The 19,970-nt window shown below is 66.0% G+C and carries 15 protein-coding genes and 1 riboswitch; of the genes, 8 read left to right on the plus strand and 7 right to left on the minus strand.

The annotated features are described in order from the left end of the window. Nucleotides 1-2: 2 nt before the first annotated feature. Complete coding sequence (locus tag AC25M7_RS03880) at nt 3-836, minus strand: urease accessory protein UreD (RefSeq protein WP_486970749.1); 834 nt, start codon at nt 834-836, stop codon at nt 3-5. Nucleotides 837-1,120: 284 nt separating this feature from the next. On the opposite strand from AC25M7_RS03880, the gene AC25M7_RS03885 reads away from it, so the two are divergent. Continuing rightward, nucleotides 1,121-1,489, plus strand: coding sequence for a glyoxalase superfamily protein (locus tag AC25M7_RS03885; protein WP_486970750.1), 369 nt, complete (start codon nt 1,121-1,123; stop codon nt 1,487-1,489). Further along, on the plus strand, nt 1,486-1,839 hold the full coding sequence (locus AC25M7_RS03890) for a hypothetical protein (RefSeq protein WP_486970838.1): 354 nt from the start codon (nt 1,486-1,488) through the stop codon (nt 1,837-1,839). Before AC25M7_RS03885 ends, AC25M7_RS03890 begins: the two co-directional genes overlap by 4 nt. Before the next feature lie 15 nt (nt 1,840-1,854). Here AC25M7_RS03890 and AC25M7_RS03895 read toward each other — a convergent pair whose 3' ends face one another. After that, nucleotides 1,855-4,692 carry an HD domain-containing phosphohydrolase gene (locus AC25M7_RS03895; protein WP_486970751.1) on the minus strand — a complete coding sequence of 946 codons (2,838 nt, stop codon included), beginning with the start codon at nt 4,690-4,692 and terminating at the stop codon, nt 1,855-1,857. A gap of 574 nt (nt 4,693-5,266) precedes the next feature. Here AC25M7_RS03895 and AC25M7_RS03900 point away from each other — a divergent pair. Next, complete coding sequence (locus AC25M7_RS03900) at nt 5,267-6,625, plus strand: 8-oxoguanine deaminase (protein WP_486970752.1); 1,359 nt, start codon at nt 5,267-5,269, stop codon at nt 6,623-6,625. A 5-nt stretch (nt 6,626-6,630) separates the two neighbouring features. Here AC25M7_RS03900 and AC25M7_RS03905 read toward each other — a convergent pair whose 3' ends face one another. The 3 genes from AC25M7_RS03905 to AC25M7_RS03915 are packed head-to-tail and all read right to left on the minus strand — an operon-like array spanning nt 6,631 to nt 10,242. Further along, nucleotides 6,631-7,554 (minus strand): ABC transporter substrate-binding protein, encoded by a 924-nt coding sequence (locus tag AC25M7_RS03905; protein WP_280060101.1) that lies wholly within the window; start codon nt 7,552-7,554, stop codon nt 6,631-6,633. Further along, complete coding sequence (locus tag AC25M7_RS03910; RefSeq protein ID WP_486970753.1) at nt 7,547-8,275, minus strand: (2Fe-2S) ferredoxin domain-containing protein; 729 nt, start codon at nt 8,273-8,275, stop codon at nt 7,547-7,549. The genes AC25M7_RS03905 and AC25M7_RS03910 overlap by 8 nt, the downstream gene beginning before the upstream one ends. 11 nt (nt 8,276-8,286) lie before the next feature. Beyond that, complete coding sequence (locus tag AC25M7_RS03915; protein ID WP_486970754.1) at nt 8,287-10,242, minus strand: TonB-dependent receptor plug domain-containing protein; 1,956 nt, start codon at nt 10,240-10,242, stop codon at nt 8,287-8,289. A gap of 90 nt (nt 10,243-10,332) precedes the next feature. Further along, nucleotides 10,333-10,525: riboswitch (cobalamin riboswitch) on the minus strand. A 136-nt stretch (nt 10,526-10,661) separates the two neighbouring features. On the opposite strand from AC25M7_RS03915, the gene AC25M7_RS03920 reads away from it, so the two are divergent. The 3 genes from AC25M7_RS03920 (at nt 10,662) to AC25M7_RS03930 (ending at nt 14,739) form a co-directional block, all read left to right on the plus strand. Further along, entirely contained in the window at nt 10,662-11,051 is a 390-nt protein-coding gene (locus AC25M7_RS03920) for a DUF2946 family protein (protein ID WP_028689433.1), read from the plus strand. 74 nt (nt 11,052-11,125) lie between these two features. Further along, complete coding sequence (locus tag AC25M7_RS03925; RefSeq protein ID WP_197866378.1) at nt 11,126-13,279, plus strand: TonB-dependent receptor; 2,154 nt, start codon at nt 11,126-11,128, stop codon at nt 13,277-13,279. Between the two features lie 5 nt (nt 13,280-13,284). Beyond that, complete coding sequence (locus tag AC25M7_RS03930) at nt 13,285-14,739, plus strand: PepSY domain-containing protein (protein ID WP_232853358.1); 1,455 nt, start codon at nt 13,285-13,287, stop codon at nt 14,737-14,739. Between the two features lie 44 nt (nt 14,740-14,783). On the opposite strand, the gene ykgO is transcribed toward AC25M7_RS03930, so the two are convergent. Continuing rightward, on the minus strand, nt 14,784-14,930 hold the full coding sequence (gene ykgO, locus AC25M7_RS03935) for a type B 50S ribosomal protein L36 (protein WP_023632134.1): 147 nt from the start codon (nt 14,928-14,930) through the stop codon (nt 14,784-14,786). 137 nt (nt 14,931-15,067) lie between these two features. Here ykgO and AC25M7_RS03940 point away from each other — a divergent pair, with 137 nt between their 5' ends. Both AC25M7_RS03940 and mrdA read left to right on the plus strand, forming a co-directional pair. Further along, nucleotides 15,068-17,158 carry a TonB-dependent siderophore receptor gene (locus tag AC25M7_RS03940; protein ID WP_028689430.1) on the plus strand — a complete coding sequence of 697 codons (2,091 nt, stop codon included), beginning with the start codon at nt 15,068-15,070 and terminating at the stop codon, nt 17,156-17,158. A 151-nt stretch (nt 17,159-17,309) separates the two neighbouring features. After that, nucleotides 17,310-19,202: a penicillin-binding protein 2 gene (gene mrdA, locus AC25M7_RS03945; RefSeq protein WP_028689429.1), complete on the plus strand. Its 1,893-nt coding sequence runs from the start codon at nt 17,310-17,312 to the stop codon at nt 19,200-19,202. 135 nt (nt 19,203-19,337) lie between these two features. Here the strand turns inward: mrdA and AC25M7_RS03950 are convergent, their stop codons facing one another. Then, complete coding sequence (locus AC25M7_RS03950; protein WP_236179463.1) at nt 19,338-19,964, minus strand: glutathione S-transferase family protein; 627 nt, start codon at nt 19,962-19,964, stop codon at nt 19,338-19,340. Nucleotides 19,965-19,970: the final 6 nt, after the last annotated feature.

A 19,970-nucleotide genomic window follows, 5' to 3' on the forward strand; every position in this document is an offset into this window, starting at 1 on the left:
CTTCAGGTGGCCCAGATGCGCGGCGGGCACGGCGCCAGGCCGAGCACGGCCGGGCGCAGCAGGTGCCAGAGGCGCTGCAGGTTGCGTTGCAGGTGTTGGTTGTCGTGGTCGAGCAGGCGGATCACCAGCAGCGGGCCGAGCAGGGTCGCGCCGGCGGGCGTGGCCAGTTCGTCGAGGGCCTGGCGTACCTGCTCAAGCAGCGCCTGGTCGGCCGGCGCGGCGCAGAACGTGGCGACCAGCGGGTGCCCGGCCAGTTTGTCCAGTTGCCCGCCTTCGATACGCAGGCGCTCGTGCAGCCCGGGCTCACCGGGCAATTCGATAAGTAGCCGGCTGTCCAGGGCGCCCTGCTCGAAGCGTTCGTTCATCACCGGGCGGCCCAGGCACAGCGTCTCCCAGGCCAGCAAGCGGGCACCGGGCTCGAGGGTGAAACGGCTGTCCAGGCGGGCTCGGGCGCCGTTGAAGAAAATGCTGTCCTGGGGCAGCCACTCCAGGGTGCTGCCGGTGGCGAGGTGAAAGCGCTGGGCCAGCCGTGCGGTGGGGCCGATGCTGCGGTAGAACTTGCTGGCGCCGGGCATGGTCAGCAAGGCGTGGCTGCCGGCCTCCAGGTGGATGTCCAGTTCCAGCCGGTCACCGGCGACGATCCCCCCGGGCGGGTGCAGCACATAGACATGGCACGGTGCGCCCTCCGGATAGAACGGCCGCTGCACCAAAAGAGGTCCGACATGATGGCGCGCACCAAGGCGGGTCACGCCTTCACGCTGGACAAAGCGCAACTGCAGATGGGCGCTCCAGCCCGGGTCTGCCTGCGGTGGGTCGATCTGTTGCGCCAACGACATCCTGGAACCCCTGAAATCCGTGGCCTGGCGGCCGGATTGAGGGTCAAGCGCGGGGGGCTTTCGGGCACGCCGGGCTGACCGCTCGATCAATATTCGCTGAGGGGATATAGCAGGGAACGGGCCAACTGCGCAGATGAACGATGATGAAACTTTCGGACCGCCAGTCACGCCGCGAGGCTGCGGCCCAGAGCGGCTGCGCCCCGGTGCGCAATTCAAGTGCCAGCCTCCGTGGCGAACTGCGCTAAAGTGACCACCCTGCCCTTTTTCGAGCCAAGGACGCCCTCATGCAATTCGCCCCCGCCATTCCGATCCTGCAGATCTTCTCGGTCGACAAAGCCCGGGAGTTCTACCTCGATTTCCTCGGTTTCCAGCTCGACTGGGAACACCGGTTTGCCCCGGACCTGCCGCTGTACATGCAGGTTCACCGCGACGGCCTGATCCTGCACCTGTCCGAGCACCACGGCGACGCTACGCCGGGCGCGGCGGTGTTCGCCCGGGTCGAGGACCTCAAGGCCCTGGAGGGCGAGCTCATGGCCAAGCGCTATGGCTATGCGCGCCCACAAGCCGAGGCGGTCGACTGGGGCCTGGAAATGCAGGTGGTCGACCCGTTCGGCAACCGACTTCGCTTCTGCCAGCAGATCGACAACGTCTGATGGCTACAGGCAAACGTGCCTTGGCGCGCCTGGAGCGGGAAATGGTCGCCTGCCTGACCGAAGCCTGCGCCACCGCCCAGGGCGAGATCGTCGGCTTCGCCTGGCTCACCCACCAGGTAGACCTCGGCGACTTCCCCGCCAGCCTGCGCATCACCTGGGTCTTCACCGACGACACCGACAAGGCCCGGGCCCTGGCCGGCGCGGACAAGGCGCGGATGATCGCGCTGACGGCCCAGGCGCTGGCGGATGCTGGAATCGTGCTGGATCATGTGGCCTGGCACGTGCGTTTCGACAGCGAGGAAGCCTGCTGGCGCGATCACGGGGGCGACTGGAACCGGCGCCTGCGTTGACAGGCCCGGCAACGCCTACAGTTGCGTCAGCCAGTAGGCCACGTCCACCTCGTCGATCTGCTCGGGGCGCAGGAACTGCTCGGCATACTGCCGGTACACGCCGGAGCTGAGAAACAGCCGCAGCAACTGCCCGTCGAGATGGTTGTCACGCGCCATGAAGACCAGGATCTTCACCGACTCGGACAAGGTCTTGGGCGCCTTGTACGGCCGATCCGCCGCCGTCAGCGCCTCGAAAATGTCGGCGATCGCCATCACCCGCTCGGGAATGCCCAGCGCGTCCTGGCCGAGCCGGCGTGGATAGCCGCTGCCGTCCATCTTCTCGTGGTGGTTGCCGGCAATCGCCGGCACACGCCGCAGCTGACGCGGAAACGGCAAGGCGCTGAGCATGATGATGGTCTGCACGATGTGCTCGTTGATCTTGAAGCGCTCCTCGTCGTTGAGCGTGCCCCGGCGGATCGACAGGTTGTACAGTTCGCCGTGGTTGCTGGCATGGGCCGGCAGGTGCATATCGAAGCCCCAGCAGTTACGCGGATCGTCCTTGGCCACCGGTGGCTTGCGCGGTCCCCAGGGCACCTGGTGCTCGTCGCGGTCGGCAAGCAGCGGCTCCTCCACCGGCAAGGGCGCGGGTGGCGTGTCGGCGAAGCACGCGGCCTCGTCGCGGGAGATGCCCAGGCGGTTGTCGAAGTGCCGCAGCCAGCGGCGCTGGCCGATAAGGCGCAGGCGCTCGATGTCGGCCTCCTGCATGAACTCGCCGCCAATATTGGCGTTGGCGACGAAGGCGAACTCGTCCTGCAGCTCGGCCCGGCTTTGTTCCAGCTGGCGTCGCAGCACCGCCTCGTCGTCGCCATTGGCCAGGCCTTGCCAATAGGCGATCTCGCTGTCGCGCCAGAGCACTTCGAAGCGCATCCGCACCTCGTGGATGCGGTTGTACAAGGTCTCGAGCTTGGTCGCCTTGTCCACCACGTACTCGGGGCTGGTGATCTTGCCGCAATCGTGCAGCCAGGCGGCCACGCGAAACTCATAGCGCTCGGCCTCGTTCATGGTGAAGGCGGCATAGGGGCCGCTGTCGGCCTGAACGGCCTGGTCCAGGAGCATCTGCGCCAGCTGCGGCACGCGCTCGCAATGGCCGCCGGTATAGGGGCTCTTGGCGTCGATGGCATCGGCCAGCAGCTTGATCATGGCATCCAGCAGGCGCTGCTGGGACTCGATCAGCTGACGCGTCTCGATGGCCATGGCGGCGGCGCCGGACAACTCGTCGACGAAACGCCGGAACGCCTGCCCTGCATGTTCGTTCTCCAGTTGCAGCACCAGGATGCCGAGCAGCGCCTGGCCACGGTCGTTGAGTACCACCGCCAGGCTGCGCCCCTGCAACGACAGGGCCTGGGTCACGGCGCTGGCCAGATCCTGATGATCCTCTTCGTGGACCGCCAGCTCTCCCGGATAGTCCTGTGCCCGGCAGGCCGCGGCCAGGCGCAGGCGAGCGTTGTCCGCGTCGTACAGGTACACCGCACCGGCACTGGCGCTGGCGGCGGCCACCAGATGGTTGAGCACGCTGTCGAGCATGCGTTCGAGCTGGGTCTCGCGGCTGAGGGTGAGTGTGATCGCCTGGAAGTTGCGGATGGTACCGGACATGCGGCTCAGCACCCGGCTCAGCTCACGCACCTCCGAGACCCGCGAGAGCACCCCCACCTCGCGGCTGAAATCAAAACCGGCCAGGCCCTGCACCTGCTCGGTGAGCCGCCGCAGCGGGCGACCGATACGCCGGCCCAGCAAGCCACCAAGCAGCAACAGCACGGCCGCCAGCGCCGCGGCCCAGAGCAGTTGCTCGAACAGCACCTGGCGCGCTCCGGCTAGCAGCTCATGGGCCGGCACGGCGATCAGCAGCTGCAGGTCCTGCCCGGCCACGGTGGTCAGCGGCACGCGCATGCCGTACCAGGTCTTCCCCTCGACCTGGTACGCCTGTGGACGCGTACCTTGGAGAGCATCGGTGTGGACCCGCGCAAGGCTGGCAATACCCAGCTCATCAATGCGCGACAGACGCACCGCGTCGCCCTCGCGAACGATCACCCGTTGCAGGTCCGGATAAGCCACCACGCTGCCCTGGTCATCGACCACGGCGATCTCGGTGCCGGCGGTCATGCGCAGGTCGCGGCTCTCGCTGGCCAGGTCGGTGATCGAGACGTCCATGCCAATCACCGCCGCGCCATCGACGCTACGCTGGGCCATGGTCAGGCCGATCTCGCGGGTGGTGAAGAACACATAAGGGCGGGTGAGCACAGTGGTGGATTGCGCCGAGGCTTCGACGAACCAAGGCCGTTGGCGCGGATCGTAGCGATAATCCGGTTTGGGCTGTTGCAGCAGCAGGGTCATTGCCTGGTCATAGAAACGCCATTCGCCGTGCAACGCACCGTCTGCGCCAAGGCTGACGGTCTGCACCAGGAACGTCGTATTCGCCGGGGCCGCGAAGCGCTGAAGCAACTGTGGATCACGCAGGCGACGGACCAGCAGGAACTCGCCATTGGGATAACCAAGGTAGGCAGCACTGAGCATGCGATTGGCGCGCAGGGTCTCGACCAGTTGCGGCAGGCGCTCCAGGTGCTGCGCCATTGTGCCCGCAGAGCCATCGAAGGCCAGCAGGCGGATACTGCTCTGCACCGGATCGACCAGGCGCCGGGCGCGCTCGTCGATGGTCCTGCCGACCTGCTGGGCGGCATCACCAGCGGCGGCCACCAGCGTCTGGCGCACACCCAGGTAACCCTGCCAGGCCAGGGCCGAGCCAAGCGCCAGCATGCCCAGCATGATCGCCAGCGCCACCAGCCACTGCAGGGAAATACTCCGGCCATGGTTGTTCATCAATGCCTGCCCCCCGCAGACACCCGCCTTGGCGCATGCTCGATCAACGCGCAGCCCATTCCAGGTACTCCCCGTGTGGTGATTTCCACAGTGTAATCAGCCAATGCGAACATGCCGGCCACAGCGTAGTCGGCAGCGAGACAGTCGCATACTGGCATATCGGCATCAAGCATGCAGTGCCCCATCGCCCACGCCGTCTTCATGGCACTCGTGGGCTCGCCAGCAAATATCCCGTATACAAAAAAAAGCAATTCTGTTTACACTACGCGGCGCCTACGACAACGGTCATCGCCGTTGCGTATTGCGACAGGCACAAGCCATGCGACATCCGCTACCGCCCACCCTCATCGGGTTTCCTGCTCGAATGCCGTGCGTCCTGAACGCCGCATCCGTCCTGCTACCGTCTGCCCACACGCTGCCAATGCCCTCACCGGCGCTACGCGTGCACGGCACATCGTTCGCCCCAGCTTTCGACGCCCGGCCTCGCCGCGCCTGACAGCTCAGTCGCGCCCGGTGCGAACGCCGGGTGCCTCCCTACACTCAGAAAACACACCCCAACCGGGAGGGGACCCTCATGCCCAAGACACTACTGGTCAAGAACGCCGAACTGCTGGTGACCATGGACGGCGAGCGCCGCGAGATCAAACGCGGCGGGCTCTACATCGAAGACAACGTGATCAAGCAGGTCGGCCCCAGCGATACCCTGCCACAGCACGCCGACGTGATCCTCGACATGACCGGCAAGGTGGTCATCCCTGGCCTGGTCAACACCCACCACCACATGTACCAGAGCCTTACCCGCGTGGTGCCAGCGGCCCAGGACGGCGAGCTGTTCAACTGGCTGACCAACCTCTACCCGATCTGGGCGCGGCTGACCCCGGAGATGATCTCGGTATCGACCCAGACCGCCATGGCCGAGCTGATCCTCTCGGGCTGCACTACCTCCAGCGACCACCTGTACATCTACCCCAACGGTTGCAAGCTCGACGACAGCATCCACGCCGCCGAGCAGATCGGCATGCGCTTTCACGCCGCCCGCGGCAGCATGAGCGTCGGCCGCAGCCAGGGCGGCCTGCCGCCGGATTCGGTGGTGGAGAAGGAAAGCGACATCCTCAAGGAGTCGCAGCGTCTGATCGAGGACTACCACGATGCCCGGCACGGCTCGATGCTGCGTGTGGTGGTGGCGCCCTGCTCGCCGTTCTCGGTCAGCCGCGACCTGATGCGCGAGGCGGCGGTGCTGGCCCGTCAGTATGGCGTGTCGCTGCACACCCACCTGGCGGAGAACGTCAACGACATCGCCTACAGCCGCGAGAAGTTCGGCATGACCCCGGCCGAGTACGCCGAGGACCTGGGCTGGGTCGGCCACGACGTGTGGCACGCCCACTGCGTGCAGCTCGACCAGCATGGCATCGAGCTGTTCGCCCGCACCGGCACCGGCGTCGCCCACTGCCCGTGCTCGAACATGCGCCTGGCTTCGGGTATCGCGCCTATCCGCAAGATGCGCGACCACGGCGTGCCGGTGGGCCTGGGGGTCGATGGTTCGGCGTCCAACGACGGCGCCAGCATGATCGGCGAGGTGCGCCAGGCGCTGCTGCTGCAACGGGTCGGTTTCGGGCCAGATGCGATGACCGCCCGCGAGGCGCTGGAGATCGCCACCTTGGGCGGTGCCAAGGTACTCAACCGCAACGATATCGGCGCCCTCGCCCCAGGCATGGTCGCCGACTTCGTGGCCTTCGGCCTGGGTCATGTGGCCTATGCCGGCGCCCTGCATGACCCGCTGGCAGCGCTGGTGTTCTGTACCCCGACCCATGTCGACACCAGCGTGATCAACGGGCGCGTGGTGGTGCAGGACGGACGCATCACCACCGTCGACCTGCCGCGGGTGCTGGAGCGTCACAACCAGTTGGCGCGACAGTTGGTCATCGGCGAGTAGGCCAGCTATGGAACAGCCATTTCCCTGAGCCGCTGCGCCAGCTCCAGGGCCACCCGCCCGCTGGCCGGCGTCGGCACCAACTCAGTGAATGGGATATCGATCAAGCGGTTCTCGCGCACCGCCCGCAGGCTCGAGAGCACCGGGTCGCGGGTCAGCAACTGACGCTTGCGACTGGCCGGCGACCACAGGGCGTCGGCCAGCAGGATCACATCGGGGTCGCTGCTCAGCAGCGACTCGCGGCTGACTGTCACGCGATACTGGTCAAGCCCACCGAGCACGTTGCGCGCTCCGGCGGCGGCCAGCAACGGCGTGACGAAACCCCGCCCGCCTTCGCTGTCCAGCCCCCGGACCTCACTGTCGAGGTAGAACACCGACAACGGCCTGCCGTTCGCAACAATCGCCCTGGCCCGCGCCAGGTCCGCGTCCATCGCTTCGATCAGCGCCTGGGCCCTTGCCTGCCGGCCCAGCAGCTCGCCGAGGAGGGTCAGGTCACGCCGGACATGGGCGTAGTAATCCAGCGAATGGCCGGCACAGGCCGATTCAAGCAAATAGCTGGAGATCCCGTTGCCGGCCAGCCGAGTTCGCGAGCTGACCCCGTCGCCAAAGGCCGAGGCGAATCCGCCGACCACCAGGTCAGGCCTTTGCGCATACAGCACCTCGCTGGCCGGGTACTCCCGGGCGATCACCGGCACGCCCTGGTAGCGGCCCTGCGTGTAGGCGGCGCCGTTGTCGTCCAGGTAGGCCACGCCGACCATCGATGGCCCGGCGCCGAGGGCGAGCAGCAGGTCGGCCGCGTGCTGGTTGAGGGCGACGATACGCGCAGGCGCCGCAGCGGGCCGTTGCCAGTCCTGCCCACAGTTGCGATAGCTGTCGGCCAGGACCGGTGTGCCACAGCACAAGGCCAACGACAGCAGCCAGGCGCTACGCATCGCCAGCCCCTCCTTTGATCAGCAGTCTTTCGGCGATCCTTGCGCCCTGTAGATGCATTTCCACCAATTCCTCCACCTCCCGATCATCACGTACCCGATACCAGCAGCCGTCCGGGTGCACCGTCAGTACTGGCCCCAGGTTGCAGGGGAACTGGCAACCAGTGCGAGTCAGCAGCACGCCGCCCGGCGTCTCGATCAAGTCATGGTCCAGCAGCCGCCGGCGCAGGCGTTTCCACAACGGCAAGGCACCGCGCCGCACACAGCGCGGGCCGGTGCACAGGAACACTTGGCGGGCATGCTCGGGCACACGCGACCAGTCCGGATCGCTGGCCACCGCGTTGACCTGGTCGCACGGCAGGTGGCGGGTGTGCTCACCGATGCTGGCACAGGCCGCCCGCGCGTCCAGGCCGCGACGGCCCAAGGCCTGGGCCGTGACCCAGACACCGGCCCGACCTTGCGCCAGACGCCCCAGCTCATCGCGCAGCCAGTCAAGGTAGGCGCTGTCCGAGGTGGGTTCCAGGTCCACTACCAGCAAGCGCTCAACACCCTGGTCAAGGGCCTCGCGGATAACCACCCACAGCCCATCGAAGCCCTCCAGGGTATCTACGATATCCCGGCCCGCCTCGCGGCCACGCAGGTCGCGGACCTCGGCGCCAAAGGTTTCGGCCGCAGAGCCAACGCCCAGGCCAGGGCCGACGAACAACACGCGCTGGTAGTCCATGCTCACGCCCCTCAGAAGGTGTAGGTGTACCGCAGTTCGCTGGTGAACGGCCGTCCGAGATTGTCGACGTTACTCGCCCGGCTGGTGACATAGTCGCGGTCGAACAGGTTCTCCACCAGCAGGCTCAACCGGTGCTGGCGGGCACCGTCCAGGTAGCGGTAGGCATCGACGTCGACCACCGAGTAATGGCCGTACTCGACGCCCTTGGAGCTGACCACATCGCGAATGTAGCGAATGGCCCCTCCGGCACCCCACATGCGGTCCACCGATTCGTAGCCGAGCCGCGAGCGGGCGAAAAAACTCGGCACGTCGTTGATCGTCGCCCCGGTGCGCGACTCGGTGAGGTTACGGGTCATGTCTGCCTGCAGGCTCCATTGGTCGTCGAGCTGGATACGTGCATCGGCCTCGAAACCCCGCATCTGCACCTGGCCCTGGCCGTTCACCCACTGGCTGCCGTCCAGGGTGATCAGGTCGGTGATCTTGCGCCGGAACACGGTGACGCTGGCGCTGAATTCGCGCGCCAGCAGCAGGCCGTGGTAGTCCAGGCCAAGCTCGGCGTTGCGGCTCTTCTCGGGCTTGAGGTCGCGGTTGCCGATCTCGTCGCCGGGCTCGTTGACGAACAGCTGCTCGGCGTTGGGCAGCTTGTAGGCGCTGCCGTACTGGCCACGCAGTTGCCAGTTGTCGTTCAGGTCGTACAGCGAGGCAAGCATGCCGACGGTGGCGCTGTCGCCGCCGCTCATGGCCTCGTGGCGCACGCCAAGGCTCGGGTGCCAGTCCGGCAAGGCCTCGATCCTGGGCCGCAGCTGGGCATACAGCGCATTGGCCTGGGCCTTGTTGTCGTCGATCACCAGCACATCGTCCTGGCCCTTGAACCACTGGTTGTCGGAACCGAACACCAGCACATGGCCGCCGTCGAGTTCGGCCTTGCCCTCGGCCTGCACGCCCCAGTCGGTGAAACCCCAGTAGTCGTTGTGGTTGACCACGTTACGGCTGCCATCGTCACGGTTGTTGATGCGGGTGTAGCGGGTGTCCCAATCGTTGACGTGGCCCTTGATGAAGTAGCTCAGGCGCTCGTTGAGGCGCTGCTCGAAGGTCGCCGTGGCGATCTGCTGCACGCGGTCGTTGGTGGTCTTGTAGTTGTTCACTGGCCGGGCGAAATCAAGGTTGGCGTCGGTGTACTGGTAGAACAGTTCCAGCCGCGCATCGTCGCCGAAGGCCTGGACCGCCTTGCCGCCGAAGGTGGTCACCTCGTAACCGCGTTTCTTGTCGCTGACGTTGCCGCTGTAGTCGCGGTTGCGAAACGGCTGGTAGCCATCAGAGACGTTGTGGCTGACATAGGCCAGCAGGCCCAGGTCGCCGAAGCCGTTACTGAAGATCCGCTCGACGCGGGCGTCCTTGCTGCTGCCGGCGAAGCTGTCCAGGCCCAGGTTGACCTCACCCGAAGCCTCGCGGCTCTGCGGGCTGCGGGTGACGATATTGATCACCCCGGCCACCGCCTGGGTACCGAATAACAGGCTCTGGCCGCCCTTGAGCACCTCGATGCGCTCCACCGCGTTGGCCGGCAGGGTGTCCAGGTACAGGCCGCCGTACAGGCGGTTGTTCAAGCGCACGCCGTCGAGCAGGATCAGGGTGTCGTCGTTACGCCCGCCGAGCAGCGAATAGGTGCCGTAGTCGAACGGGCCGTTCTTCGGCGCGACGTAGAAGCCGGGGATGAACATCTGCATCACCCGGGTGATGTCGGCGCCGGGGCCGGCGCGCTCGATCTGCTCACGGCTGACGATCTCGACCTTGCTGCCGTACTGGGCCATGGCGGCGACGTTGGTCGACTCCACCGACGGCGCGACGACGATCTGCTGGTCGAGGACCAGGGGCGTGTTTTCGGCCAGTGCCAGGGGGCTGGCCAGGCATCCCAGAAGCAGGGTCCGGGCCTTGGGGGATAAACGTCGGGAGTGAATCACAGCAATCATGCTCTTCTCGAAAGTGACTTTCGCAGAAGCACGCAGGAGCACGGATCGCGCACACGCCAATACCGGCCCATGCCCGCCCACCGCAGGAGTTTGCCTACCACATTCCAGGCCGGTCTCCGGGCTCGCAAGACTAGACGCCTTCACCTTCCCATGGCGCATTGGCCACAGTGGTCTGTCGAAGGCATCACTTGCATACCGTTGCGGGGGCAGCACCGGACTCGTACCGGTTTCCCGTTTAACCCCATGCGCGGCGGCATGGGACACCTGAAATCGGTCGGCATCTGAACACCTGGGGCCCAGAGGCGTCAAGCCAGGCAGGCGTATCGTTTCGAATGCTTTTTATCGCAGGAACACTCTAGGCAGATGTGTCAAAAGTTGTAGAATCCGCACGCCCAACCCATTCCCTTCGAGCTTTGCCGATGAAGCTGGCCCGCCACACACGATCGCAAGTCGCCTGGGTGCTGTATTTCAGCATCTTGTTCGGCTCGTTGCTGTGCGCCATGGGCCATGGACAGATGGCAGGCTTGCGCCTGGCCGGCCTGGATGACGCCGCCTGGTGCGCGGCCGACAGCAGCGGCGTGTTCAAGGGCGACCAGGACATCACCGACCCGGTGCTGCCTGCCGGCGGCGACTGCGTGATCGCCAGCCTGTTCAGCGCCACCCTGCTGGCGGTGTTCTTCGGCCTGCTGGCCTTGCTCGCCGGGGAGTCGAGCAAACCCTTACCCAGACAACCCGCGCCGCCCCTGCCCAAGCAGCGCTGGCCCCTGGTCAATCCGCGCGCCTCCCCCGCTTCGCTTCTCGCGTTCTGACATCGCCACGCCCAAGTACTACTGCCTGATCGGCAGCGGGCGTGCGCCCACCGATTTCAGCCAGGAAGCCTTGCATGTTCCGCATGACCACTTTGGCGCTGCTCGTAGGCAGCGCAACCTGCGCCTGGGCGCAGGATGACACCCTGACCCTGCCCGCCAGCAACGTCACGGCCACCGCCGACCAACCCAAAGAAGCCACCACGCTCGATCTTGACCGCCCCATCGAAAGCGGCTCGCGGCTGAACCTCAGCGCCCGCGAAAACCCCGCCTCAGTCAGCGTTGCCGACCGCAAGACCATGGAGCGCATCGGCGCGCGCAACTTCCAGGACGCCGCCAACGCCCTGCCCGGGGTCAACGCCTCGGCACCGCCCGGCTGGGGCGGCTACGTGTCTTACCGTGGTTTCAACGGCGCCCAGATCAGCCAGTTGTTCAACGGCATCAACCTGCAGTACGGCGCCACGGCGCGCCCGGTTGGCGCGTGGATCTACGACCGCGTCGAACTGCTCGGCGGCCCCTCGTCGTTCCTCAACGGCAGTGGCGCGGTCGGCGGCAGCCTGAACATGATCACCAAACTGGCCAACCGCGATGAGGACAGTTTCGAAGGCCGCGTCAGCTACGGCCGCTACGACACCCTGGAAACCTCGGTCGGCTTCAACAAGGCGCTCAACAGCGGCGACGGCCCGCGCCACTACGCGCGGCTCGACTACAGCCGCACCAGTACCAATGGCTACATCGACCGCCAGGAGAACGGTGCCGGCAACCTGGCCTTCTCGCTGCTCAGCGACATCAACGAGCAGCTCTCGCACACCCTGGCCATCGAGTACCTGGAAGAGAAGGAAGACAGCCCGTACTGGGGCACGCCGGTGTTGCAGCCGGCGGTCGGCACCCTGCACATCGACAAACACAATCGCTTCAACAACTACAACGTCGAGGACGGCCGCTACGAGCAGCGCACCCGCTGGCTGCGCTCGATCACCGACTACCGCATCGACGACAGCAACCAGCTGCGCAACACCTTCTACCACTACAACGGCCAGCGCGATTATCGCAACCTCGAGGTGTACCGCTACAACGCCAGCAACACCAACATCGCCCGCTCCGGCGGTTACCGCCAGCGCCACGACCAGGAGGTCAACGGCAATCGCACCGAATTGACCCATCAAGGCCAGCTGTTCGGTCTGGCCAGCGACTGGGCGTTCGGCGTGGACTACAGCCGCAACCAGCAGACCGCCTATCCGCTGTCCAAAGGTGCCTTCGACATCATCGACCCGAATGGCTTCCAGCCCGACCACTTCCTCGACATCCCCGGCATGGACGCGCCGCGCGCCAAAGGCCGCAGCACTACCACCGACACCACGGCGGGCTTTGTCGAGAACCGCACCCGCCTGACCGACCAACTGTCGCTGATATCGGCACTGCGCTACGACCATATCGACTTCGACGTGGTCGACCACGTGAGCCGGGCCAAGCTGGACCGGCGTTGGGACGCCTTCACCGGGCGCCTGGGCCTGGTCTACGACCTGACGTCCAATGTCAGCCTGTACACCCAGTACAGCACCTCGGCCGAGCCGCCGGGCGGCTCGCTCACTGGCGCCTCGCTCAGCCAGGTCGGCGACTTCGACTTGAGCACCGGGCGCCAGGTGGAAGTGGGCAGCAAGTTCGACTTCCTCGACGGGCGCGGTTCGGCCACCGCGGCGGCCTACCGCATCGTGCGCAAGAACATCTCGGTGCCCTCCTCGACCGTGCCCAACACCACCGAGCAGGCGGGCCAGCAGACCTCCACCGGCCTCGAGCTGGCGGCCTCGTTCAAGGTCACGCCCAAGCTGCTGGCGGCGGGCAACTTCAGCTGGGTCAACGCCGAGTACGACGAGTTCAACGAGACCATCGGCGGCGTGGTGTACTCGCGCAAGGGCAAGCACCCGGTGAACATCCCCGACCGGGTCGCCAACCTGTGGCTGACCTACGACCTGGCGCCGGGCTGGCAGGTCGGCGCCGACGCCCGCTATGTGTCGTCGGTGTACGCCAACACCGCCAACACCGCCTGGGTGCCGTCGTACACCGTCTATGGGCTGTCCATGACCCACGACCTGGACAAGCACGTGCAGCTCAGCGCGCGGCTGCGCAACCTCACCGACGAGGTCTATGCGCGTTTCATCCACCAGACCAACACCCAGTACTACCTGGGTGAGCCGCGCAGCCTGGAAGTGGCTGTGCAGTGGCGCTACTGATGGGCCTGAAGCGCCAGCTGTACCTGTGGCACCGCTGGCTGGGCATCGTCGCCTGCCTGTTCATGGCGCTGTGGTTCGTCTCCGGGGTGGTCATGCTGTATGTCGGCTACCCCAAGCTGACCCCGGCTGAGCGCCTGGCCCACCTGCCGGCACTGCCGGCGGGATGCTGCGCCGAACTGCCGACGCAGTGGGCGCAACAGCCGTTGAAGGCGCTGCGTCTGACCAGCCTGGGCGGGCAAGCACACTACCTGCTGGAACTGGCCGACGGTCGCCGCGTCACCCTTGATGCCACCAGCGGCGAGCCCCTGGTTCATGCGGATGCCGCCTGGGCCCTGGCCAATGCGCGGCAGTACGCCGGTGACTCGGCACTGGCCTATCAAGGCACGGTGGACGAGGACATGTGGACCCACTCCCGGGCCCTGGACGCTGACCGGCCCTTGCATCGGGTGCGGGTGGACGATGCCGCCGGCACCTGGCTGTACCTGTCCGGGCGCAGCGGTGAAGTGGTGCGCGACGCCACCGCGCAGGAACGCGCCTGGAACTGGGTCGGTGCCTGGCTGCACTGGCTCTATCCCCTGCGCGGCGGGTTCGGCTTCGACAACGGCTGGCGCACGCTGGTGATCGGCCTGTCCGTGCTCGGTACGCTGATGGCGATCCTGGGCATGGCGGTGGGCATCCTGCGCCTGCGGTTGCGCAAGCGCTATCGCAGCGGCTCGCGCAGCCCCTACCCCGGAGGCTGGCTGCGCTGGCACCACATCGGTGGGCTGTTGTTCGGTGGGGTGCTGGTGTTGTGGGTGTTCAGCGGCTTGATGTCGATGCGCCCCTGGGGCCTGACCGACAGCCGTTCGCAGATCGCCCTGCAACCCGGCCCGCTGCACGCCGCCGACCTCAAGCTGCCGGTTGCCACCGCGTTGGCGCGGTTGCGCGAGGAGGCAGGTTTCAACACCGTCGAGTTGCAGTGGCAGCGCCTGGCCGACGTCACCTACATGGTGGCGCGTAATGCCAACGGCGACAGCCGTATCCTCGAAGACGGCGCGCCGCCGACCCGGGCGTTTGCCCGGCAACGGCTGCTGGCGGCCGCGCAGGCCATGGCCCCAGGCATGGCGGTGCAAGACGACTGGCAGAGCGCTTACGACTTCCACTACTTCGCCCGCGACCCGCAGAGCATGTACGGTTTCCAATCCCGCCCATTGCCCGTGCTGCGCCTGCGCTTCGATGACCCGGCCGCTACCTGGGTCTACCTGGACCCGGCCAGCGGCATGATGGTGGCCAACCATGACCGGGCGCAACGCACCGGGCGCTGGTTGTTCAACCTGCTGCACAGCTGGGACTGGCAACCGCTGCTGGCGCGGCCGCTGCTGCGTGAAGGGCTGATCATCGTCCTGAGCAGCGGTGGGTTGGTGATTGCCCTCAGTGGCGTGGTGCTGGGTTGGCGGCGTTTGCGCAGGACGTTCCGTTAACGTCACTGGGGCCGCAAAGCGGCCCCCTTCGCTCACCTTACAGGCTACCCCCGCTTCTTCTTCACCCCGCCCTGCCGGGCCTTGAACCGCGGATTGGACTTGCAGATCACATAGATCCGGCCACGACGCTTGACCACCTGGCAGTCACGATGACGACGCTTGGCTTGCTTGAGTGAGGACAGTACTTGCATAGGAACCTCCGGCTACGTAATAACATTACAATAACGCGAATCATTTTCATCTGCCAATCACTCCTCAGATCTCATTTCGCTATGGCGTCAGCGCATCGATAAATGCTACGTTATTACATATTATTTGGAGATCCCTTGTGAACCCTCGCGCACCGCTTCTGGCCGGCCTCACCCTGGGCCTGTTCGGCCAACCCCTCTCGGCAGCCCAACCCCTGCTGCTGGAAGAAACCTCGATCACCGACGCCTACCTCGAAGAACGCGCCGACGGCCCGGTGCAAGGCTACCGCGCCACCCGCTCGGCCACCGCCACCCGCACCGACAGCGATATCCGCGACACCCCGCAGAGCATCCAGGTGGTGCCCGCCCAGGTGATCAAGGACCTCAACACCACCCGCATCGACCGCGCCCTGGACTTTGCCGGCGGCGTGTCGCGGCAGAACAACTTCGGTGGCCTGACCTTCCTCAACTACAGTGTGCGCGGCTTCACCACCGGCGAGCTGTACAAGAACGGCTTCGCCATCAACCGCGGCAGCTACAGTTCCCCGGACACCTCCAGCATCGAGCGCATCGAAGTGCTCAAGGGCCCGGCCGCCAGCCTCTATGGCCGCGGCGACCCTGGCGGGCTGGTCAATATCGTCAGCAAGCGCCCCCAGGCCGAAACCTTCAGCACCCTAAGCCTGAGCGCGGGCAGTTGGGACCGCTACCGCACCGCCCTGGATGCCAACTCGCCGCTGGACAGCCAAGGCAATCTGCTGGGTCGGATCAACCTGGCGGTCGAGGACAACGGCAGCTTCCGTGACCATGTCGGCAGCGAGCGTCGTATCGTCAGCCCGTCCCTGAGCTGGCAGCTGTCGCCCGATACGCGGCTGCTGATCGACACCGAGTTCTCCCGCACCGAGTCGGTGTTTGACCGAGGCATTCCGGCAGTCAATGGCGAGATGGGCTCGGTCAAGCGCTCGACCTTTCTCGGCGAGCCCAACGACGGCAAGATCCGCAACGACAACCAGACCCTCGACGTGGCGCTGGAACATTTTCTCGACGACAGCTGGAAACTGCGCCTGGCCAACCATTACACCCAGGGCACGCTCAAGGGCAACAGCTCCGAGCCCCAGGCCCTGGTCGGCACGACGATCACCCGTTTCTATCGCGAACGTGATTTCGAATGGAACGACAACATCACCCAGGCCGAGCTGCACGGTCAGTTCGAATTAGGGGGCTGGCAACACCAGGCGCTGATCGGGCTGGAATACGAAAACTACCGCAACAGCCAGAAATACCCGCAAAGCGCGACCTCGGCGGGCTATGGCCTGGACATCTACAACCCGGTATACGGCAAGCCGAAGCCGGCCATCGCCCGGCCCAACGACTTCTTCGAGCACACCGAAAGCCATGCCCTCAATCTGCAGGACCAGATCGCCTTCACCGAGCGCCTGCGCGGGCTGGTGGGCGTGCGCCTGGAACGCATCGAACAGATTTCGCAGAACCGCGCCACCGGTGCCAGCGACAGCCAGGAAAAGGACGTCGCCACGCCGCGCGTGGGGCTGCTGTACCAGCTGACCCCACAGGTCGGCGTGTTCGCCAACGCCTCGACGTCGTTCAAGCCCAATACCATTGGCACCCAGGGCCAGGTCTACAAGCCGGAGAAAGGTCTGGGCTATGAGACCGGACTGAAGCTCGACCTGCTCGACAACCGCCTGGGCGCGACCATCGCGCTGTTCCATATCGACAAGGAGAACGTCATCACCACCGACGTGCTCGGCGACAGCGTGGCGGCCGGCAAGGCGCGCAGCCAGGGGCTGGACCTGCAGTTCAGCGGCCAACTGACCGACGCCGTACGGGTGATCGGCGCCTATGCCTACATCGATGCCGAGGTCACCAAGGGCGACGCGGCCCTGCCCAAGGGCAGCGACCTGCTGGGTATTGCCCGCAACAGCGGCAGCGTGATGGGCGTGTACGAGTTCTTGGACGGCGCTCTGCGCGGATCGGACATCGGCGCGGCGTTCAACTATGTCGGCGAGCGTTCCGGCCAGGCCGGCAGCCACTTCACCCTGGATGCCTACAGCACGGTCGACCTGCTGGCGCACTACAAGGCCAGCGAACAGGTGACCGTGGGCCTGAACCTCAACAACCTGTTCGATCGCAAGTACTACGAACGCTCCTACAACAGCGCGTGGGTGCTGCCGGGCGAACCGCGCAATGTCAGTGTGAGCCTGACGCTCAGCCTTTGACCCAGCACATGAAGGAAACTTCATGTTAGCCGTCAGCCCCTTGGCACCGGGGCCGGCGGGCATCGCGGGGCGGCGGGGCAGCCGGCCCCGCCTTGAGCCGCCCTGCCCGCCCGCGTAGCATCGCGACCCCATCCGTAGCACCACGACGTCCATGCCCCAGCCCATTCCCCTCAAGGACCACGAAAAGGAAAAGCATCTGGTCAACCGCCGGCTGCTGGCCTGTGCCCTGCTGGTGATGAGCCTGGTGGCAGTGCTGGTGGGCCGGCTCTATGTGCTGCAGGTGCTGCAGCACGACCAGCAGAGCGCGGTATCGGAAAACAACCGCGTGCACGTGCTGCCGATCCCGCCCGAGCGCGGCCTGATCTATGACCGCAACGGCGTGGTGCTGGCCGACAACAAGCCCAGCTTCAACCTGACCATGACCCGCGAACGGGCCGGCGATCCGGCACGGGTGCTCGACAGCCTGGCGCAGATCCTCGGTCTGTCCGAGGACGACCGCCACCAGTTCGACAAGGACCTGCGCCGCGGACGCAAGCCGTTCGAGCCGGTGACCCTGCTGGTGGGCCTGAGCGAAGAGCAGATCGCCCTGATCGCGGTCAACCAGTTCCGCCTGCCGGGGCTGGAGGTCGAGCCGCAGTTCATACGCGAATACCCACTGGCCGAGCACTTCGCCCATTCGGTGGGCTACGTCGGGCGCATCAACGAAAAGGAAGCCAAGACCCTCGACAGTACCGCCTACCGCGGCACCCAGTCGATCGGCAAGACTGGTATCGAACGCTTCTACGAGAACGAACTGCACGGCCAAGTGGGCTACGAGGAAGTCGAGACCAATGCCCAGGGCCGGGTGATGCGCGTACTCAACCACCATGACCCGGTGCCGGGCAAGGACATCGTGCTGAGCCTCGACGCCCACCTGCAGCAGGCCGCCGAAAAGGCCCTGGGCGATCGGCGTGGCGCGGTGGTGGTGCTCGACCCGGCCAACGGCGACGTACTGGCGATGGTCAGCAACCCGGCCTTCGACCCCAACCTGTTCGTCAAGGGCATCAGCTACAGGCAGTACGCCGCCCTGCGCGACTCCATTGACCGGCCGCTGTTCAACCGCGTGCTGCGCGGGCTGTACGCACCCGGCTCGACGGTCAAGCCCGAGGTGGCCATCGCCGGCCTCGACAGCGGCGTGATCAGCCCCGCCAGCCGAGTCTTCGACCCCGGCTACTACGAGCTGCCCAACTACGACCACAAGTACCGCAACTGGAACCGCACGGGCGATGGCTGGGTGGACATGTACACGGCGATCATGCGCTCCAACGACACCTACTTCTACGACCTGGCGCACAAGCTGGGCATCGACCGCCTGCACGACTACATGGCCGAGTTCGGCCTGGGCCAGAAGGTCTCGCTGGATATGTTCGAGGAAGCACCGGGGCTGATGCCGTCACAGGCCTGGAAGCGCGCCACCCGGCGCCAGGCCTGGTTCCCCGGCGAGACGCTGATCCTCGGCATCGGCCAGGGCTACATGCAGGTCACGCCGCTGCAGCTGGCCCAGGCCACCAGCCTGCTGGCGAGCAAGGGGGCGTGGCACCGCCCGCACCTGGCGCTGACCATCGGTGGCCAGGCTCCGGTCGACCCCAACCCGATGCCGGACATCGTGCTGCACGACAAGCACGCCTGGGACCAGGTCAGCCAGGGCATGCAGATGGTCATGCACGACCCGCGCGGCATCGCCCGCGCCGCCGCCGCCGGCGCGCAATACCGCATCGCTGGCAAGAGCGGCACGGCGCAGGTGGTGGCGATCAAGCAGGGTGAACGCTACAACCGCGACAAGACCCTCGAGCGCCACCGCGACAACGCCCTGTTCGTCGGCTTCGCCCCGGCCGAGCACCCGGCGATGGTGGTGGCGGTGATGATCGAGAACGGCGAGGCCGGTGGTCGGGTGGCCGGGCCGGTGGTGCGTGAGGTGATGGATGCGTACCTGCTGGATGAGCAGGGGCATTTGAAGGCGCAGTATGCCGGCGTGCCGCAGGCCAGGAGCATCCCACACTCCTAGACCGACACAGGCGCGGCCCCGGTCTCATGGGGGGCGCGCTTGTGATAGGAGCCGCCTTCAGCACAACGGCCCCAATACGCTGCAGCGGCTGCGTCGGTGATGCAGGTTAACCCGCGCTACTGGCCCTGAGTGGGATCAAGCAGCGGTTCCAGGCATCAGGTCGTAAGGATGCTTCCATCCCGGCACTTCTTGAATACGCGCCTTCCATGCTTCGACATGACGGAACTCGCTGAGCGCCAACCCCGTGTCCTCGGGCATGTACACGTACCCTGCGAGGGACAGGTCGGCTATGGTCAGGCGCCCGCCGACCATGAACGGCGTCTTGGACAGGTGTGCATCGACGATCTGGTAGGCCGCCCTGGCCCGCTCGCGCAGGAAGCGGGTGACATCCGACTCGCCCATCTGCTTCAGGCAAAAGATGAACCGCAACGCCGCGTAGTAGCTGGTGAATTTGTGGTTGTCGAAGAGCATCCAACGCCAGATCTCGCGCTTCTCGACGTCGTCGCGCGGGCCGAACTGGCCGGTGCGTTCGGCCAGGTAGTCGAGAATCAAGGCCGACTGGGTGAGTTTCTCCCCGGCATGCTCGAGCACCGGCACCTCCCCCTGCTCGTTGACCGCGTCGCGCCAGTCCTGACCACGGGTCTGGCCGTTGAAGAAATCGACGAACACAGGCGCCCAGTCCTGGCCGGTGAGCTCCAGCATCAGCGCAACCTTGTAGGCGTTGCCGGATTCGGCGAAGCAGTGGAGCGTGTATTCGGTCATGGCATC

It is taken from the genome of Pseudomonas sp. P106(2024), from assembly GCF_057480815.1.